Origin of the sequence: Pseudomonas mediterranea CFBP 5447 (genome assembly GCF_000774145.1) — a bacterium.
In the GTDB taxonomy this organism is placed as follows: domain Bacteria; phylum Pseudomonadota; class Gammaproteobacteria; order Pseudomonadales; family Pseudomonadaceae; genus Aquipseudomonas; species Aquipseudomonas mediterranea.
Map to the genome: position 1 here is coordinate 886,454 of NZ_KN322987.1, position 16,183 is coordinate 902,636.

At 62.5% G+C, this 16,183-nt stretch carries 11 protein-coding genes; 1 reads left to right on the top strand and 10 read right to left on the bottom strand.

Features of this window, described 5'->3' with window-relative positions:
- Positions 1-2: 2 nt before the first annotated feature.
- The 8 genes from N005_RS23730 to N005_RS23765 form a co-directional block, all read right to left on the bottom strand.
- Positions 3-671, bottom strand: coding sequence for an alginate O-acetyltransferase AlgF (locus N005_RS23730; protein WP_047703415.1), 669 nt, complete (start codon positions 669-671; stop codon positions 3-5).
- On the bottom strand, positions 668-1,336 hold the full coding sequence (locus N005_RS23735; RefSeq protein WP_047703416.1) for an SGNH/GDSL hydrolase family protein: 669 nt from the start codon (positions 1,334-1,336) through the stop codon (positions 668-670). Before N005_RS23735 ends, N005_RS23730 begins: the two co-directional genes overlap by 4 nt.
- 15 nt (positions 1,337-1,351) lie before the next feature.
- Positions 1,352-5,275 carry a cellulose biosynthesis protein BcsC gene (locus N005_RS23740; RefSeq protein ID WP_047703417.1) on the bottom strand — a complete coding sequence of 1,308 codons (3,924 nt, stop codon included), beginning with the start codon at positions 5,273-5,275 and terminating at the stop codon, positions 1,352-1,354.
- Positions 5,251-6,477, bottom strand: coding sequence for a cellulose synthase complex periplasmic endoglucanase BcsZ (gene bcsZ / locus N005_RS23745; RefSeq protein ID WP_081993336.1), 1,227 nt, complete (start codon positions 6,475-6,477; stop codon positions 5,251-5,253). Before bcsZ ends, N005_RS23740 begins: the two co-directional genes overlap by 25 nt.
- Positions 6,478-6,499: 22 nt before the next feature.
- Positions 6,500-8,722 carry a cellulose biosynthesis cyclic di-GMP-binding regulatory protein BcsB gene (bcsB, locus tag N005_RS23750; RefSeq protein WP_047703419.1) on the bottom strand — a complete coding sequence of 741 codons (2,223 nt, stop codon included), beginning with the start codon at positions 8,720-8,722 and terminating at the stop codon, positions 6,500-6,502.
- Positions 8,719-10,941: a UDP-forming cellulose synthase catalytic subunit gene (bcsA, locus tag N005_RS23755; protein WP_047703420.1), complete on the bottom strand. Its 2,223-nt coding sequence runs from the start codon at positions 10,939-10,941 to the stop codon at positions 8,719-8,721. The genes bcsB and bcsA overlap by 4 nt, the downstream gene beginning before the upstream one ends.
- A complete protein-coding gene (gene bcsQ / locus N005_RS23760) occupies positions 10,938-12,125 on the bottom strand; it encodes a cellulose biosynthesis protein BcsQ (RefSeq protein ID WP_230163920.1) in 1,188 nt (395 codons plus the stop codon). Before bcsQ ends, bcsA begins: the two co-directional genes overlap by 4 nt.
- 226 nt (positions 12,126-12,351) lie before the next feature.
- Complete coding sequence (locus tag N005_RS23765; protein WP_047703422.1) at positions 12,352-12,777, bottom strand: VOC family protein; 426 nt, start codon at positions 12,775-12,777, stop codon at positions 12,352-12,354.
- Between the two features lie 102 nt (positions 12,778-12,879).
- Between N005_RS23765 and N005_RS23770 the strand changes: the two genes are divergently transcribed.
- Positions 12,880-13,770: a LysR family transcriptional regulator gene (locus N005_RS23770; RefSeq protein ID WP_047703423.1), complete on the top strand. Its 891-nt coding sequence runs from the start codon at positions 12,880-12,882 to the stop codon at positions 13,768-13,770.
- A 32-nt stretch (positions 13,771-13,802) separates the two neighbouring features.
- Here N005_RS23770 and N005_RS23775 read toward each other — a convergent pair whose 3' ends face one another.
- Together N005_RS23775 and N005_RS23780 are read right to left on the bottom strand one after the other, a co-directional pair.
- Positions 13,803-15,125: an NAD(P)/FAD-dependent oxidoreductase gene (locus N005_RS23775; protein ID WP_047703424.1), complete on the bottom strand. Its 1,323-nt coding sequence runs from the start codon at positions 15,123-15,125 to the stop codon at positions 13,803-13,805.
- A 194-nt stretch (positions 15,126-15,319) separates the two neighbouring features.
- Complete coding sequence (locus N005_RS23780; RefSeq protein WP_047703425.1) at positions 15,320-15,976, bottom strand: aspartate/glutamate racemase family protein; 657 nt, start codon at positions 15,974-15,976, stop codon at positions 15,320-15,322.
- Positions 15,977-16,183: the final 207 nt, after the last annotated feature.

Consider the following 16,183-nt stretch of genomic DNA (forward strand, 5'->3'; position numbering starts at 1 on the left):
GATCAGTGGGACAACGTGTCCGTGGCGGCCAGGAGGCGAGGTCCGGTGGCAGTCGGCAGCAGCAAAACGCTGTAGCGCTCGCCTGCCTTCAGTTCACCCAGATCCAGCGCGGGGCCGACATTGGCATTGGCGCAGACCAGTTGCACCGACAGCTTCACCGGGTTGATCGAGCGGCGTTGCAGGTTGCCTTCGGTCACGCCTTTGAACAGATCGGCGGTGCGACCTGCGGGGCGCAGGCTGGCATCGACGCAGCTGCTGTCCAGGTTGAAGAAGCCCAGCGAGGCCTTGAGGCCGTTGAAGTCGTCCGGGATGTCATGCACGGTCACTTGCCTGAGCCCCTTGCCGTCCGCAAGCGCGACCACGGTGGCGAATTCGCCGGGCTCGGCTTTTACTTCCAGCGCCAGGCGCTGCTCGCCGCTGACCAGGGTGCCCTTGATGGCGCTGCTGGCCGTGACCGGGAAAAACAGCGAGGCCGGCTGCGCCGCGTCCAGCTTCAGCGGCGGTTGGCCTTCCTGGGCAATGACCTGCATCGGCTCGGCGCTGCCGTTGACGAAGCGAATGAACGCAGCATCTTCGGCGGGACCGGTCGGGTACAGCGGGATGTCCGCCGCCACCACGTTCAAGCTCGATAGCAACAGCGCAGCCGCGCTCAGCACCTTGGCGTTGGTCATTTTTTCGCCCCTTTGCTGCTCAGCGCTTCAGGCGGCAGCTTGCCCAGTGCAGCGCCGATTGCGGTGCCCCAGGCCTTGTAACCCGCCACGGTGAAATGCTGACCGTCGGTGGTGACCCATTGGCCCGGCTTGGAGAAGGTCAGCGAGTCGATATAGGTGCAAGGCGCGACGTTGCTGGCCAGAAACTGCGACATCAGTTGGGTACGCGCATCGTTCTTCTGGTACATGCCGCCGGCCTTGCCCCACGCTGGGCCGACCCAGGCACATTTGGTGCCGGTGGCAGCGATGGCCTTGGTCAGGCTGGTCACGCTCTGCCAGGCCCAGGCCTTGGGAAATGCCGGTTTGTCGTAGGACGCCATGGTGTCGCCGATGACCAGTACGACCAGGTCGGGCTTGTCCTTGGCGATCAGCTCGGCGATAGGCGTGGTGGTCGCGTCACGGCCCTTGATCTCGATCTTGGCGGTGCCCTTTTGCTCGGCGCCACAGTCGACTTTCTTGCTGATCAACCAGTCGCCGGCGCTGGCGCCACAGGCGCCGATGGAGTGAACGATCGCGCCCTGGCGGGTGAGATCGGCATTGAGCGGCTCCATCAGGTGGTCCGCAAGGCTCATATGGCTTTCGCCGAGCACCAGAAGGGTCAGGCCGGCAAGGGCAGAGGCTGGCATAGGTATCTCCGGGAATCAGTTCGAATAAGGTGAGCGGTAAGGGCTGACCGGTAGCGCCATCGGGCTGCCCGTCATGTCCTCGAACATGTAGCGCGCATACAGGCCACCATTGAATTGTTGATAGTCGCTGGCGTTGTCCACGCCGATCGTTGCGCCCAGGAAAAAGCGCGAACCGAACTTGTACTCGCCGGCTGCCGCCAGGCTGTAGCCCACCCCGGTTTTGCTCTGGCCGGCGTAGCGCGAGTCGTTGGCCGCCTGGCGGTCGCTGTCGTTCGGGAAGAAATCGGCGCCGTCCTGCTGGAAGTGCTGGATGCCCACCGAACTCTTGACCTGATAGGTAAAGCGCTCGGTACGCTGCTGCCAGGTCACCGGCACGCCCAGGGCGAAATAGCTTTGCGGGCTGAAGTAGCCGCCGTGCCCGTACGTGAAGAAGTCCTGGTTGTTTTCGTAGCCCAAGGCGGTGGCGCTCAGGCCAACGGTGAGCGAGTGGTCCTGCGTGTTGTCCAGGTACCAATAGACGCCGCCACCGAGCTCACCCCGGGTGTTGGATTCGACATTGTGGCCCACCAGTTCGTGCACGGAGCCATACCCGTAGGCACCGACCTGCGAGTCGTCGTAGCTCAGTTCGCCACGCACACCGTTGGCGGTCACCCCGCCCCACGATCCACCGCCAGCACGCTTGTCGGTGGTACCGGCAAACGACGTCAGGCTGTCGGTGACCGCGCGACGCGACGCCGCGACGCGGTAACGGACGTTGGCGTTGCTATCCAACGGGCGATCGACACTCACGCCCCCCACCGCCGTCGTGTACTTGAAACCGATCGGCGTGGTCCCGACATCGGCCTTGATGCCTTCATCGGGACGCTCGTACGCCACCCCGACGCCGACGCCTTCGGCGCGCTGCGAACCGATACCGGAGGTTGCGCTGGAGACGCCGCCGAAACGACTGGCGGCCTCGCCCTTCACACTGCCGGCCGTGAGCGCGACGGGAGTGATACGCACGGCCAGGCGGTTATCACCGGCCGGTACGTTCACTTCGAACGGCGTTTCAACGTCCGTCAGTTTGCTCAGGCCCGATTCGCTGTTGTTGCTGCGAACGCTCAACCCCTGGGCGACGTAACCGCTGCGCTCCTGAAGAATATCGTTGAGGGCACGCTGAGCCGAGCTTGTCGAATCGACGACGGTCATTACCGTTCGAGGTTGCGGCTGGGCATTGAAGGGGTTGCCCTGGGCGACCGCGGTACCGCGCACGGAGGCCGCTTGAGCGCTGTTCCGCGGCTGGCCTGGGTAGGCATCGGCAGGCACGCCATCGGCACTGGCGAGCATGACGCCGCCGTTGAGAATGGCCTCCGCCGGTGGTGGGATGGCCGACGCCGGTGCACGCAAGACCTGCCGACGCTGCCCTGCTCCGCCGGCGAACGGGTTCGCCGCCACGCTCATTGCGCCAGGCTGGGCGGCGAGGCTGCGTTGCTTCTCGCTCTGCTCGATGGCAACCGCTTTACGTAGCACTTCAGTCGCCTTGCCGCTGTTGCCCATCGCCCGGTAGATGCGTGCGACTTCAGTCAACGATTCTGGATCGTAGTTCTGCAACGCCATGAACTGTTCCAAGGCATTTTCCGCGTAGCCGTTGTCGTGGGCGAGTACGGCAGCATCGGCCGCGTTCAACAGCACCAACGGGTCGTTCGGGTTGCGCTTGAGCAGGGGTTTGTACAAGTCGAAGGCCTTGGCGTTGTCGCCATTGGCGGTGTACATCCTGGCCAGTGCCGAGGTCGCGGCGACATCGCCCGGACGTTGGGCCAACGCTGGCGCCAGGGTGTCGTAGGCCGCCGCCAGATCACCGCCTTCGCGCAACCGGTCAGCCTGACGGATACGGTACAGGTACAGCACATCGTCATAACGCTTGCGGGTCGCGACGCTCAGCGGCTGGTTCTGCAAGCTGTTCAGGATGGAATTGACCTGGGCGTCGTCGCCGGTCTTCAGCAGCAAGGAGGCGTATTGCAGCATCAGGTCAGCGGACGGCGCGCTGCCTTGGGTCAGCAACGAACGCATCATCGACAGCGCCTGCTCGACATCGCCCGCGTCGACATAGGCCGACGCCAAGGTCGCCGTGCGCTCAGGGCTACGAGCGGCCATCGGTTGCAGGCGATCGAGCAAAGCCAGGGCTTCCTGACGCTGCCCGCGCTTGGCCATGGCGGCCGCCAGATTGATTTGCGTGGTCAACGTGACTCGATCCGCCAGCTCGTTCATATCCGCGCTGCGGCGGTCGACGGGAATCCGGTTGATGGTGGCCTGGGCGTCTTTCCACTGCTCCATTTCCACCGACAGTAAAGCACTGGTGTACAACGCATCGACGTTGTCCGGGTGACTTTTGAGAAAGGCGTCGATCAGGTCACGGGCCTTTTTCGATTCGCCGGTTTTCAGATACAGGCGCGCGAGGCTGAAACGCGTCCAGACATTCTCCGGATCGCTGTTCACTGCATCGATCAACGCGTTCTGGGCACTGCGGATATCGCCACGTTGCTCGGCCACGCTGGCCATCTGGGTGGAGCGCAACGCACGCAGCTGGCCGGTGTTGCCGAGCTTGGCCTGTTCAGCGGCAGGCAGGCTGTCCAACAGGCTCAAGGCTTCATCGGCCTGCCCGGTCTGCGACAACACATTGACCAGGCCGCGGATCGCCTGCGGGTTGCCAGGCTGGTTCGCCAGTACCTGACGGTAGTTGGCGGCTGCGCTGTCGAACTGGCCGGCCTGGGCCTGGATGTCGGCCAGGGTCAGACGAGCGTCCAGGCCATTGGGATTCATCCGCATGGCCTGGGCGACGGCTTCGGTCGCCTTGGCGGTCTGTCCTTTGGCCTGCAGGTCACGGCCTTGTTGCAACAGCGCCCAATAGCGAACGCCGTTCAAGGCGGGTTTCCAGCGAGTGCCACCGGTGCTGATCGCCCGGGTCAACAGTTGCTCGGCTTCGGGGTAACGGCCTTGCTGCTGACGGACCACACCCAGGCCGCCCAGGGCATCGCTGTCATCCGGACGGGCCTTGAGGCGCGCCTGGAAGGCCGTTTCCGCGCCGGCCTGATCGCCCTTCTCCAAGGCCCGCAAGCCGCTGGCCACCAACGGGTCCTGCTGCCAGCTGGAACCGCCAGCGGTAGCCGCTTTCTGGTGCCCCTTGTTCATCTGGTCACGGATTTCCTGGTCGTCCGGGTGAGCCTTCAGGAACTCTTCGAACAACGGCACCTGGGCAGCCGTCGGCGGGCCGATCCAGACCAGCGCCAAACGCCAGCTTTCATCGGCGTCACCGGCGATTTCCACGCGCTTGGTCAACCTGGCGAGCACCCGAGCGCCCTCGGCACGGCTGTCTTCGTGGCGAATCAGTTGCTTGCCATAGAACAGCGCCAGGATCGCGTCATCGGGGGTTTCGCGCAGCAGGCGCTCCATGCCCTGGCGTGCTTCGGCCCAGCCGTCGGCATTGAAGGCCAGGTTGTTGTAATACTCTCGCCCTACCGTGCCTTCCGGGGTCAGGCCGTTGAACATCTTGCGAAATACGTCGGTCGCTTTGTCGCGCTCACCGGCGTCGACCAGGCGACGGGCCTCATCCAGGCGCGCCTTGTTGTCCGGCCTGGCCAGCGCGATGTCCTGCTCCAGTTGACGAGCCATCCAGGGTTGCGGCGACAAGGCTTGCAGGCGCGCCAGGTATTCCTGGGCCTGTTGCGGCTTGTTCTGCTTGACGCCGATCAGCCCCATGCCATAGAGGGCATCGACCTGATTCGGATCCAGGCGCAGGACTTTCTGCCAGATCTCGGCAGAGCGCGACGCATTCGAGCGGGCTTGCCAGTACTGGCCCTGTTCGACCAGTTGGGCCTGGATGTCCGTGCCTTCGGCATGAACACCGGAGGCGATCAGCGCAATGAAAACTGCAACAGCTAGCGTGGAACGGCGCGGGCGCATGACGTCTCCCAGGACAAAGTGAGCGTTCCGTCATCACGGAACTGGTAACGCTTCTCTGCCCAACCCAACCCGAACAGGCTTAGCATGACGTTGTAATAGAGAGGATCGGCACCTTGGTCGCTGCCTTTAGCGAATGCCGCAGCAATACCGTCCTGGGCGCGACGTTGTTGTTGCTCGGCCAACCAGGGGTGCCCCTTGGCAATGAAATACGGCACCAGCGCCGCCGAATAGCCGAAGGGCCCGGTGCCATCGACCGCAGCGGACATCACCTGGGCTTTTTCTGGCGGGACACCCGTCGATGCCGTGCTTTGAACCATGCCATCCAGGGCTTCCAGGAGCTTTGGAGCCACCGGATCGGTCTTGGGTGTCATCCCTGCCCACAGGTAGACGCGGATCGCGTCGTAACTGCCCAGTCCACCCTTGATCGGATCGATCACGAACAGCCCGGACTGCGCGGAAGTCCCGCGATAACCCACCCAATCCGCGACATAACCCTTGGGGCTGGCACTGCGGACCAGTTTGACGGTGTTGTCCGCGATATCCTTCCATGGCCCTTTCGGTTGCTCTTTGGCCAGTCGCAGGAGCAATGGCCGAGGCAGATAGCTCGGGTTCAGGCGCCACAGATGATCTGGCTGAACGAAACCTTCGGGGCCCGGCAAGAGCATTTTCCCGAGGCCCGGCAACGTGACGACCAGTTTCGACTCAATGCTCTTGAGCAACTGCAGCGCTTCGACCCGGTACTCGGGACGCTGCCACAGCCGCGCCGCTTCGAGCAGCGAATAGACGATCCACAGGTCGGCGTCGGATGCCGAGTTGGCATCCTGGAGTTGCCACTGCCCGTCCTTGCCCTGCCCCCACAGCCAGCCCGGCAGGCGGGTCGCGGGGTCCGAGCCGAGCAGGTTGGCGCGGGTCCAGGTCCACAGGTGCTCGAAGCGCGCCTGATCGTTCCCGATCAGCGCGAAGAGCATGCCGTAGGACTGCCCTTCCGACGTGCTGTGGTTGGCCTCCATGCTGGAAGACAACATCCGGCCATCGTCCTGGATGTAGCGCGTGGCCCAGGATTCCCACAGGGGCCAGGCCTTGGCGGCACACGTCGGCTCCGTCGCGAACGACGGCAAGCACGTCAAGGACACGAGGGAAGCCAGCATGGCGCAGGCAGTGCTGCGCAGCCAACTGCCGGGCAAGGTCCGACGCACGTTCATCGATACGGTCTCACGGTCACGCTCAGACACTCAGTCGCTTCCTGGCTTTGGAACGCAGCCCCAGATAGGCCAGGCCGCTCAGCAACAGCACGCCCAGTGCCGTCATCAGCAACGTCCAGCCCACATGGCGCGACATCAGCCATTGCACGTACTTGACCGGCGACAGGCTGCCGACGAAATACTGCTCGTCAGCCACCAGCGGCTCGATCGCCTTGCCACGGATGACCACCAGGCTGCCCTGAATGGCGCCAGCGTCCTGGTCCGTACGGCTCAATGCTTCAGTGGCCTGGGCCAGGCCGGCAGCATCGCCCCCGGCAATGACCACGACACTGCGGCCACTCTTGAGCGGCGACTCGAAGCCGGTCAGGTAGGTGTTGGGCTGGCCACCGGAGAACGCCATGGCCAGGCGGCTCTTGCGCAGGTTCGCTTCCGGATCGGAGCTGAGCCAGTCCTGTATGCGCAGGGTCAGGTCAGACACTTCGAAACGTTGCTGCTGGCCGGTCCCGGCCGCCGGCAAACGATCCGCCCATTGGGTCAGCAACGGCTGGTTGGCGCCGGACGCCATCACCAGCAGGTCCTTGTCGGCAACAGTCGGCGCCTGTGCCGCCTGGATGACCGTCACGCCGGTTGCGGGATAGCCGGTGGAGTCACCGAAGCGACCCAGTACGGTCAGGTAAGCGCTGACGTCACCGAGGCCGGCGTTGTCCGGCAGCACCACGGCGGTCTGCGACAGGTCAGCCATGCGGGTGAACGGGAAGCCAGCGTCCTTGAACACACCCAGGTTGGGCATGGCCATGAAATGGTCGTAGTCGGTCAGGTCCAGCGTCGACTCAGGGTCGATGCTGCCACGCATGTTGTCGATGATGATGTCGCGGCATTCACCTTCCTTGATGTAGTCGTACATGTAGCGCAGTTGCAGGCGCGACTTCAGCGCAACGGCATTGAGCGGCAGCAACACGCGCATGTCGCGCACCAGGGTCTCGTCCTTGATCGCGCTCAACAGGCTCTTGTCCAGACGCTCCACCGAAGGCAGGGTCTCGGACTTGATCAGACCATCGTTGAAGCTGACGATGAACGACGAATTGACGGATTTGGGCTGCGGCGTATAGCGATACTTCAGGTTCAGCGGTGCGCCGTCCTGGTGCCAGTTGAACAGATCCGGCGGGAAGTTCAGTGGTACGGTGATGTCGCCGGGGTTGTACCCGGAAACGTTCAGTTGCTTGCTCGCGATCAGTTCACCCAACTTGACCGGGCGATCGGTGGGCAGCCAGTTCGGTGCATCGTATGGCTTGCGCGGCTTGAGGACATCGAGTTGGTTGATCACCACCGTGCTGCCCGACAGCGCCTGGCCACCGACCGACAGCGCGATGGCGGCCAGCTTGAGTTCTTCGGTGTTGCGCCCCGCCACCACCAGCAGCTTGCCGTTGGCGTCGTTCGGGTTGGTCAGGATGCTCAGGGTCGGCCCCTTCGGCGCAGGAATCGACAATCCGCCAATCTGCGCAGAGGCGTCGCCGCTGAGCACGATCACACCATTGCCCTGGGCCGGCAGCTCATTGAGCTGGGCCCGGAAGCTCGCGCCGCGATAGCTCGCCAGGGCACCGAACCAGGACGACAGCGCACCCGCCGCCTCGAGGGTGCCATTGTCCGGCGCGGCGCTGAAGATGATCGGCAGATCCAGGGGGCGGGCATCGCGCCGATCGAAGAACGGCACGGGCATCAGCGAAAGATCGTTCGGCAACGCCAGCGGCGAGGTCTGGATCTGCAGCGAAGAGTCATTGCTGACCTTGGCCCACAGGCTCGAATGCTGGGGGTCCTCGCAGCTCATGGTGTAGTGACCGATGAACTGCACGCTCAGGCGATTGAACTCGGTGATCAACTGCGGCGGAATCTCCACCGTCTGCTTTTGCAGCGTGCCGGCGTTTTCCTTGGGCAGCGGCACACTCGCCGCCACTTCATCGTTGACCATGATGTTGATCTGGGACAGATCGGGCAACAGCGCTGGCGAGTAACTGTATTGCAGCGTCAGATGCGCGCCGGTCACCACCTGATCGGCCCGCACGTCAAAGTTGACGCTATCGGTCGCTTCGACACCGTGCAGGTTCATCGGATAGGCGCGCCCCAACTGCTTGAGTGTCAGGGTGTAGCCATTGCCTGCGTCCGCCGGTGCGGTATCGGCGAATACCGCGCCACCACTCAAGGCCAGCAACGTTGAAGCCAAAATGCCTGAAAAATGCTTAGCGCTCATTGCTTGTCCATAAGGTTTTCGAGTGGTTGGGAAGACGGCCGGCGGGCAGAGAGGAATTTTTGCAGCTCGGCGAGGGTGGCCTTGAACAATTCGTAGATCCCCCCCATGCCGATGAAAGCGACGTCGCGCAATGCAGCCAACGGGGTGTCTACCTGTCGGCTGCCCCAGTTCGACGCCCAGGTGTCCGCGCGGGAGAAGGTCAGGCGCACCAGCTCGCTTTGCTGGCGCAGGCTCAAACGGTCGAACTGGGCGCCCAGGAGACCGCCGCGACTGAACATCACGGTCCCGGGGAACACACTGGCCTGGTGGTTGCGGAACAACGTCATGCGCAGGCGCTCGCCCTGGGCGATTTCCACGCCCTCCGGCAGACGGAAACCAAGACCCTTCTGCGAGAAGTCCTGGGTGATGCCGTCGAACGTGCGTCCATCCGCCAGCTCAATGCGCACCGGCAGTTCGGCGGCAACGCGCGGTTCGCTGCGGACCTGGCGCGTTTCACTGGCCACGGCCACCGAGGCGCTGGTAATGATGACGTTGTAGAGCGTCCAGGCCATGTTGATGAGGATCGTGGTCATCGCGCCCTCCTCGCCCTGGAACAATTGCCAGAGGCCGAAGGCAATGCCCGCGACGTTGAGAGTCAGCAGCACAATGTAGGGACGCGCCAGTTTCCACTCGAAAAACTTGCGGTCGATGATCCCGCCCTTGTCGGTCACGTTGAAACCGCCGAACTTGGGGTTCACCAGGGCCATGAGCACCGGTCCCATGATGTACCAGGCCAGTACCGTCTCGTAGACCTCGTTCCAGAACGAGTGCCGGAAACGCCCCTGGATCCGTGAGTTGGTCAGGCTGGCGTGGAGGATGTGCGGCAGCACGTAAGCGGTGATCATCAACGCCGAGGCGTGGAAAATCTGCGCCCCGAAAAACAGATAGGCCAGGGGTGCCGTCAGGAATGCGAGACGCGGCAGACCATAGAAGAAGTGCAACATGGCGTTGAGGTAGCACAGCCGCTGCCCCAGTTTCAGGCCGCGGCCCATCAACGGGTTGTCGGTCCGGAAGATCTGCGCCATGCCGCGCGCCCAGCGGATACGCTGGCTGATGTGGCGCGAAAGGCTCTCGGTAGCCAGGCCGGCCGCCTGCGGAATCGCCAGGTAGGCGGTGTTGTAGCCGGCACGGTTCATCTTCAGGGCGGTATGGGCATCCTCGGTCACGGTTTCCACCGCGACGCCCCCTATTTCCATCAGCGCGGTACGGCGCATCACGGCGCAGGAACCGCAGAAGAACGTAGCGTTCCACAAGTCGTTGCCGTCCTGGACCAGGCCATAGAACAGCTCGCCTTCGTTCGGGACGGAGCGGAACGTGTTGAGGTTCTTCTCGAACGGGTCTGGCGAAAAGAAAAAGTGCGGCGTCTGCAGCATCGCCAGTTTTGGATCCTTGACGAACCAGCCGACGCAGATTTGCAGGAAAGAACGGGTGGGCACGTGGTCGGCATCGAAGATCGCGACGAACTCTCCCTCGGTGACTTTCAGCGCTTCATTGAGGTTGCCGGCCTTGGCGTGGCGATTGTTGTCACGGGCCAGATAATTCACGCCAATGCTGTCGCAGAAGGTCCGGAAATCTTCACGACGCCCATCGTCGAGCACGTGCACACGCAGTTTGTCCTTCGGCCAGTCGATCGCCTGGGCGGCGAAGATCGTCACCTTCACGATATCCAGTGCTTCGTTGTACGTCGGAATGAACACGTCCACCACCGGCCATTCGGAAGGCGGCGTACTCATCAGCACCGGTTGGCGCCGCAGTGGCCAGGCGGTTTGCAGGTAACCGAAGATCAGGACGATCAGCGCATAGAATTCCGCCGCCAGCAGGCCATAGCCGAACAGGATGTCGAGCCAATCGTCGAAGCCCAGGGTCGAGGTGATCCGCCAGTACATGTAGCGCAGCGAAGCCGTCAGCGACAGACCGATCAGCAGCACCACCGGGAATCGGCCGGATTGTTTGCGCAGTATCAGCGCGGCGACAAAACAGCCTGCGGCGAAATAGCACTGTGATTGGAGGTCGAAAGGCACCGTGATAATGAACAGCGCCAAAAGAGCCGAGATCAGCAGGACACCGATCTGCACGGTGCGCCGTACCCCATGGGAAAGGTTCTCGAACCCGTCGGCCAGGGTTTGCGCCCAGCGTTGCAGGCGGCCGGGCACTTCATGTTGTTCGTTGGATTGACTCATGATGCGCGACTACCTGCCAATGCAGAGGTCCGGACAAGTGACTTCAGCGCATCGGCAATGGCCAGGACTTCTTGCCGTGCAGACGAGTCTTCATCTTCCAGTAATGGGTTGACGCCAAAGGCGAGGCCTTCGCTGATGGCGTGATCGAGCGGCAGGACACCGATCAATTGTTTGCCCAAGCGGCGCTTGAGCACTTCGAGCATGTCCTGGCAGAACGTGCGCGAGGCATCGAACTGGTTGACGACATAGTGACAGTCACGACGCCAGGCCTGATGGGTACGCCCTTCGAGCAATCGATCGATGGGATCCAGCGTCATGAACGAGGCCGGGTCCGGCGTGATGACGACGATCACCTGGTCGGCGACATCGAGCACCTGCTCCAGATACAGGGTGCGGCCGGGCGGTGTGTCGAGAATCACCACATCGTCAGCCGCCAGATCCATGCGCGCCAACTGCCGCGCCAGCCAATGAGTGTCATCCTCGAGGAAACGCTCGAGCGCACGACGCTCCTGCCCGGAGATCGGGCCGAAAGGCAGGACGCGGGTTCCGCCGATGCCATCGAGCAGCAAGCCGCTCCAGCATTCGCCGGTCAGGCTGGCGCTGGCCATGCCTGCGACATCCGGACTGACACCCAGGTGATATTGCAACGCGTTTTGCGGATCCAGATCAATGGCCAGCCTGCGCCCCTTCGCACCGAGCGCGCCCGCCAGCGCCGCACAGAGCGTACTTTTACCCACGCCGCCCTTGGGCGACACCACCGCGATGACCCGGGCCGGAGTGACCGCTACAGAACCGTTCGGGATCGATCGGCGTAACGCCTCCTCGTTCTGCGCACGCGCCTCGGCCTGGCGCTCAAGCGCGACTTCAGCCAGCAGGGAGCGCAGGGAACCAGCATTGGCGGGGACTGGAACAGGTTCGGATACCGCCGCGTCGACCGACGTGGCCTCAAGCAGATCATCCAGCACCGGCTCGACTCGCCGGTCCAGCGGATGAGCGGGCGTCGCCATCGTCTCGGACAGCGGCTGCACGGTTTCGACCGACTCGGGAGCAATAGCTGCCGCCGACTCTTCCGTCGCCACGAAAGCGCCAGATGCAGCAGGTACCGGAGATTCAGGCAATTCCTTGTAATTGAAGGAATTCTCCATCTCGATATAGCTGGCCGCACTCTCTCCGAACCTGCTCATCAGGTTGTCAATATCATTTGTCCGATTCATAAGCCCTTCACGGCGAGGTCAGTAGCATTCGGGCTCGTATAACGGCAAGCGAGTGCATTCGCGTGGCGAAATGATATCGTCAATATTTTGTTAACAACAAGCTCTTTTATTGGATCCAATAGAAAATAAGACAGGCGGACGCCAAAGTATTGGCGCCGACTGTTTCACAGGTTTATCAGCGAGCGGCAACGGCTGATTATTTGGCGAAGACCTGGCTCATATCCTTGAACGCTTTGAACTCCAGGGCGTTACCGCAAGGATCGAACAGGAACATGGTGGCCTGTTCGCCCACCTGCCCTTTGAAACGGACGTAAGGCTCGATCACGAACTCGGTGCCAAAGGACTTCAGGCGCTCGGCCAGGGCCTCCCACGCATCCCAACCCAGGATGACGCCGAAATGCGGAACGGGAACGTCGTGTCCATCGACTGGATTGCTGTGGACGTCCTCTTGCGAGGCCGTCTTGGGGTGCTCGTGGATGACCAGTTGGTGGCCATAGAAATTGAAGTCGACCCATTGGGTGCTGGAACGCCCCTCCTCCAGGCCAAAGACTTCACCATAAAAGGCTCGTGCTGCAGCCAGGTCATAAACGGGGATTGCGAGGTGAAAAGGCGAAAGGCTCATGAGCGCTCCAATATTTGATAGTCGTGGATGAACGAGCGTAGGCCGGAAAATCATCAAGAAAAATCAATATATATTTTTCAGAAGCACAACTAATATTTGTGAATGATCAAAGAGCTCAAGACCCTTGTCGCCGTAGCCCGGGAGGGTACGTTCGCCGCCGCCGGGAACAGGATCGGCCTCACCCAGGCGGCGGTCAGCGCCCAGATCCAGCGCCTGGAAGCCGAACTCGGCTTCGAGATTTTCGACAGGAAAGGCCGTTCGGCCCACCTCAACCGGATGGGCCACCAGATACTCCTGCAGGCGCAAGAGCTGCTTCGCCTTTACGACAACCTGGGCTCCGCCACCGTGGGACTGCCTGCCAGCACCTTGGTCAATATCGGCGCCATTGCTTCCGTCCAGCGCTCCTATCTGCCCGACGCGCTGGCCCGGTTCCACCAACAGTGCCCACAGTGTCGGACGCGGGTCATCCCGGGCTTGTCGATGGAGTTGGTCAACCTGGTGGATGCCGGCGAAATCGATATGGCGGTCATCATTCGCCCGCCCTTCTCGCTCCAGAGCGATCTGCGCTGGACAACCCTGGCGCTCGAGCCCTATCGCCTGATCGTGCCCCGTGATGTGCCGGGGGAAGACTGGTCGGAACTGCTCTCCAGCCACCCCTTCGTCCGGTACGACCGGTCGTCCTTCGGCGGCAGGCAGGTCGATCGTTTCCTGCGGCAGATGCATTTCACCGTGCGAGAGGTCTGTGAGCTGGATGAACTGGAGGCCATCATCAAGCTGGTGGAAAATGGCGTAGGCGTAGCGCTCGTTCCGCAGACCCTGTCCCATCGGCAATGGCCGGCAGGCCTCCGTGCGCTCGACCTTGGACCCCATACGTTCCATCGCGATATCGGACTGGTGCATCGACCTCGACAGGCCTTGACCGAACCAGTGCGGATCCTGGCCCAGCTTATAAGTGATCAAGTCGAGGGGAGTTCCGGGCAGCCCCAGGCATGAAAAGGCCACTCGAATCGAGTGGCCGTCAGGGGTCAGATCGCGCCCACATTCATTTTCGAACCATCGGTCAAGCGCGAGAGACGATAGGGTTCGGGATCGACACAGGGCGTATCGTTGGCGACCAGATCAGCGGCCAGATAACCGATCCCCGGTCCCAAACCGAACCCATGCCCGGAACAGCCCGCCGCAAGGACGAAACCTGACAATTCCTCCACGGCAGAGATCACCGGCACGGCATCGGGGGTGAAGTCGACATACCCGCCCCAGGTCTCAGCCACTTCAATGTTCGCCAGGGCCGGGAAACGCGCCCGGACCCGCTTCAGGATCTCGGCGACAGCCTCGGGCCTGGCCTCGGGATCGAGGACACGGTTGCGTTCGAACGCCAGGGGTTTATTCGCGCCCCAGCCTGCCAGCCCTTCGGGGCCATGGATAAAGGACTTGCCGATGCCGAACTCCATGGCGGCCAACCGCTTGACGAACATGGGCATGAAAGCCTTCCCATGGCGCAGGCCCTGGGGCGTGACGTCAAGCCGTGCCTTGCCACTGATGGCGATCGTATAACTGCCATCCAGACGGCGGGTGAGCGCGAAATCCGGCGTGTAGAGCGCATCCCCGAGGTTCGGCGCCGGGCGCGTACGCAGTGCGGTCTGGCGCACGCTCGCCTGGGGGAAATTCAACCCGTGGCGCCGACAGAACGCCGAGGCCCAGGCGCCGGCGGCACAGAGGACGGCCTGGGTGCGGATGACACCTTTTTCGGTGATCACCCCCGTCACCGCGCCATTGGTGATATCCAGGTCATAAGCAGCGCAGTCCTGATGGATGGTCGCGCCAAGGGCACGTGCGCCCTCGGCAATTCCCGGCGCCGCGAGCGCGGGCTCCGCCTTGCCGTCATCGACGGAATGCACGCCACCCAGCCATTGCCGACCGACAGCCGGGATCGCGGAAGTGGCCTCCCCTGGGCTCAGTATCCGCGTCTTGATGTCGAATTGACGGGCGATATCCAGCCACGCTTCCCATTCGGCGAGTTGCTTGGCGTTGTCGGTGGCGTACTTGAGGCCGCAGCGGCGGAAACCGAGATCAATGCCAATCTGCGCTGTGAGCTCATCCCACAGCCGCAAGGCGATACCCGAGAGAGGCAGCTCGCGGGCATCGCGATTCTGCTGGCGGCACCAGCCCCAGTTGCGGCTCGACTGTTCGCCGCCGACATAGCCCTTCTCGACCAGGGCCACCGAGAGTCCCCGTTTTGCCAGGAAGTAGGCGGCAGTCGCGCCGATGATGCCGCCGCCAATGATCACCACATCGGCATGGGAAGGAAGCTTTTCATCGCTGGGGATGCGTTTTATCGAGGGTGACATGCCAAGAGTCTCATCTGGATGGGTTATCAAGCCGGGCCATGCAGGCCGTTTTTCCAACGACCTGATGGTGGTCATTACGCCATGTACCGCCTACAGAGCTGTCTCGTTTTCACCGCGTTAAATCGCAGAAAAACTTGTTTTGGGGGCATGCGCAGCACAATCTGCCACGGTCTCCAGATGCCCTCCTTATCGCTTCATTCGGCACAGCGCCCGGCAATTTCCGCCATCAATAACGACGGGCTCGCCAATACCGGGCATTTCAGCTCCGCGGCGAGCCTGTCGCGCAAATGCGCCAGCGATGCCTGGGCGAGCACCAGCACATCCACCTCGTTGGAAATCCCGCTGGCCGCTTCAAGGAGTATCTCGTCATGCCGCGCCCGATCGCCCGCCATCAGTGCCTGGTAAGCCTCGGGGCGCAGTACCGTCTTGATCGTGACATCGCGTCCTTGCGCTGCAGCATGTGCATGCAGCAGCGCGCTGCTCGGTTCCACCGTGCTGGTCGCCGTGCAAAGCAGGCCAATCCGGGTGCCACAGCGCACTGCTTCCGAGGCCATCGGATCATCGATCTTCAGGATCGGCTGCGCCACGATGCTGCGCGCGATGTCGACAGCGGGAGACGTCGATGAACAGGTGACGACAATCAGGTCAGGCTGCGCTTGCGCCGCCAGCACAATCTGATCAACCACGCGCTGGTAGACCTGCGGCTGCGGTACGCCACGCAACAGGTCCTGCAGCAGGCTTTCGTTAAGGATATGGAAGCAGTCGGCGGCGGGAAGCTCGGCGCGCATACGCGCCCGGAACTCCTCGACCAGAAAACCGACGGTATGGATGAAAGCGATCCGCTGGGTCATGGAATTCTCCTGCGCGCGGGCTTATTGACGGGACATGGTTCAGTGTCATCCATTACCGCATGAATCACAGGCAAACCCGCCTCGTTTTCACGTTACGCAATCGCAGGAAAATTTTTGTTGTGGGTAGTGTGCAGCACAATCTGTCTGGCCTGTGGAGCTTCTCGATGATGCTGCTCACTCAAGGAAATAGATGAACCTGTGGCGAGG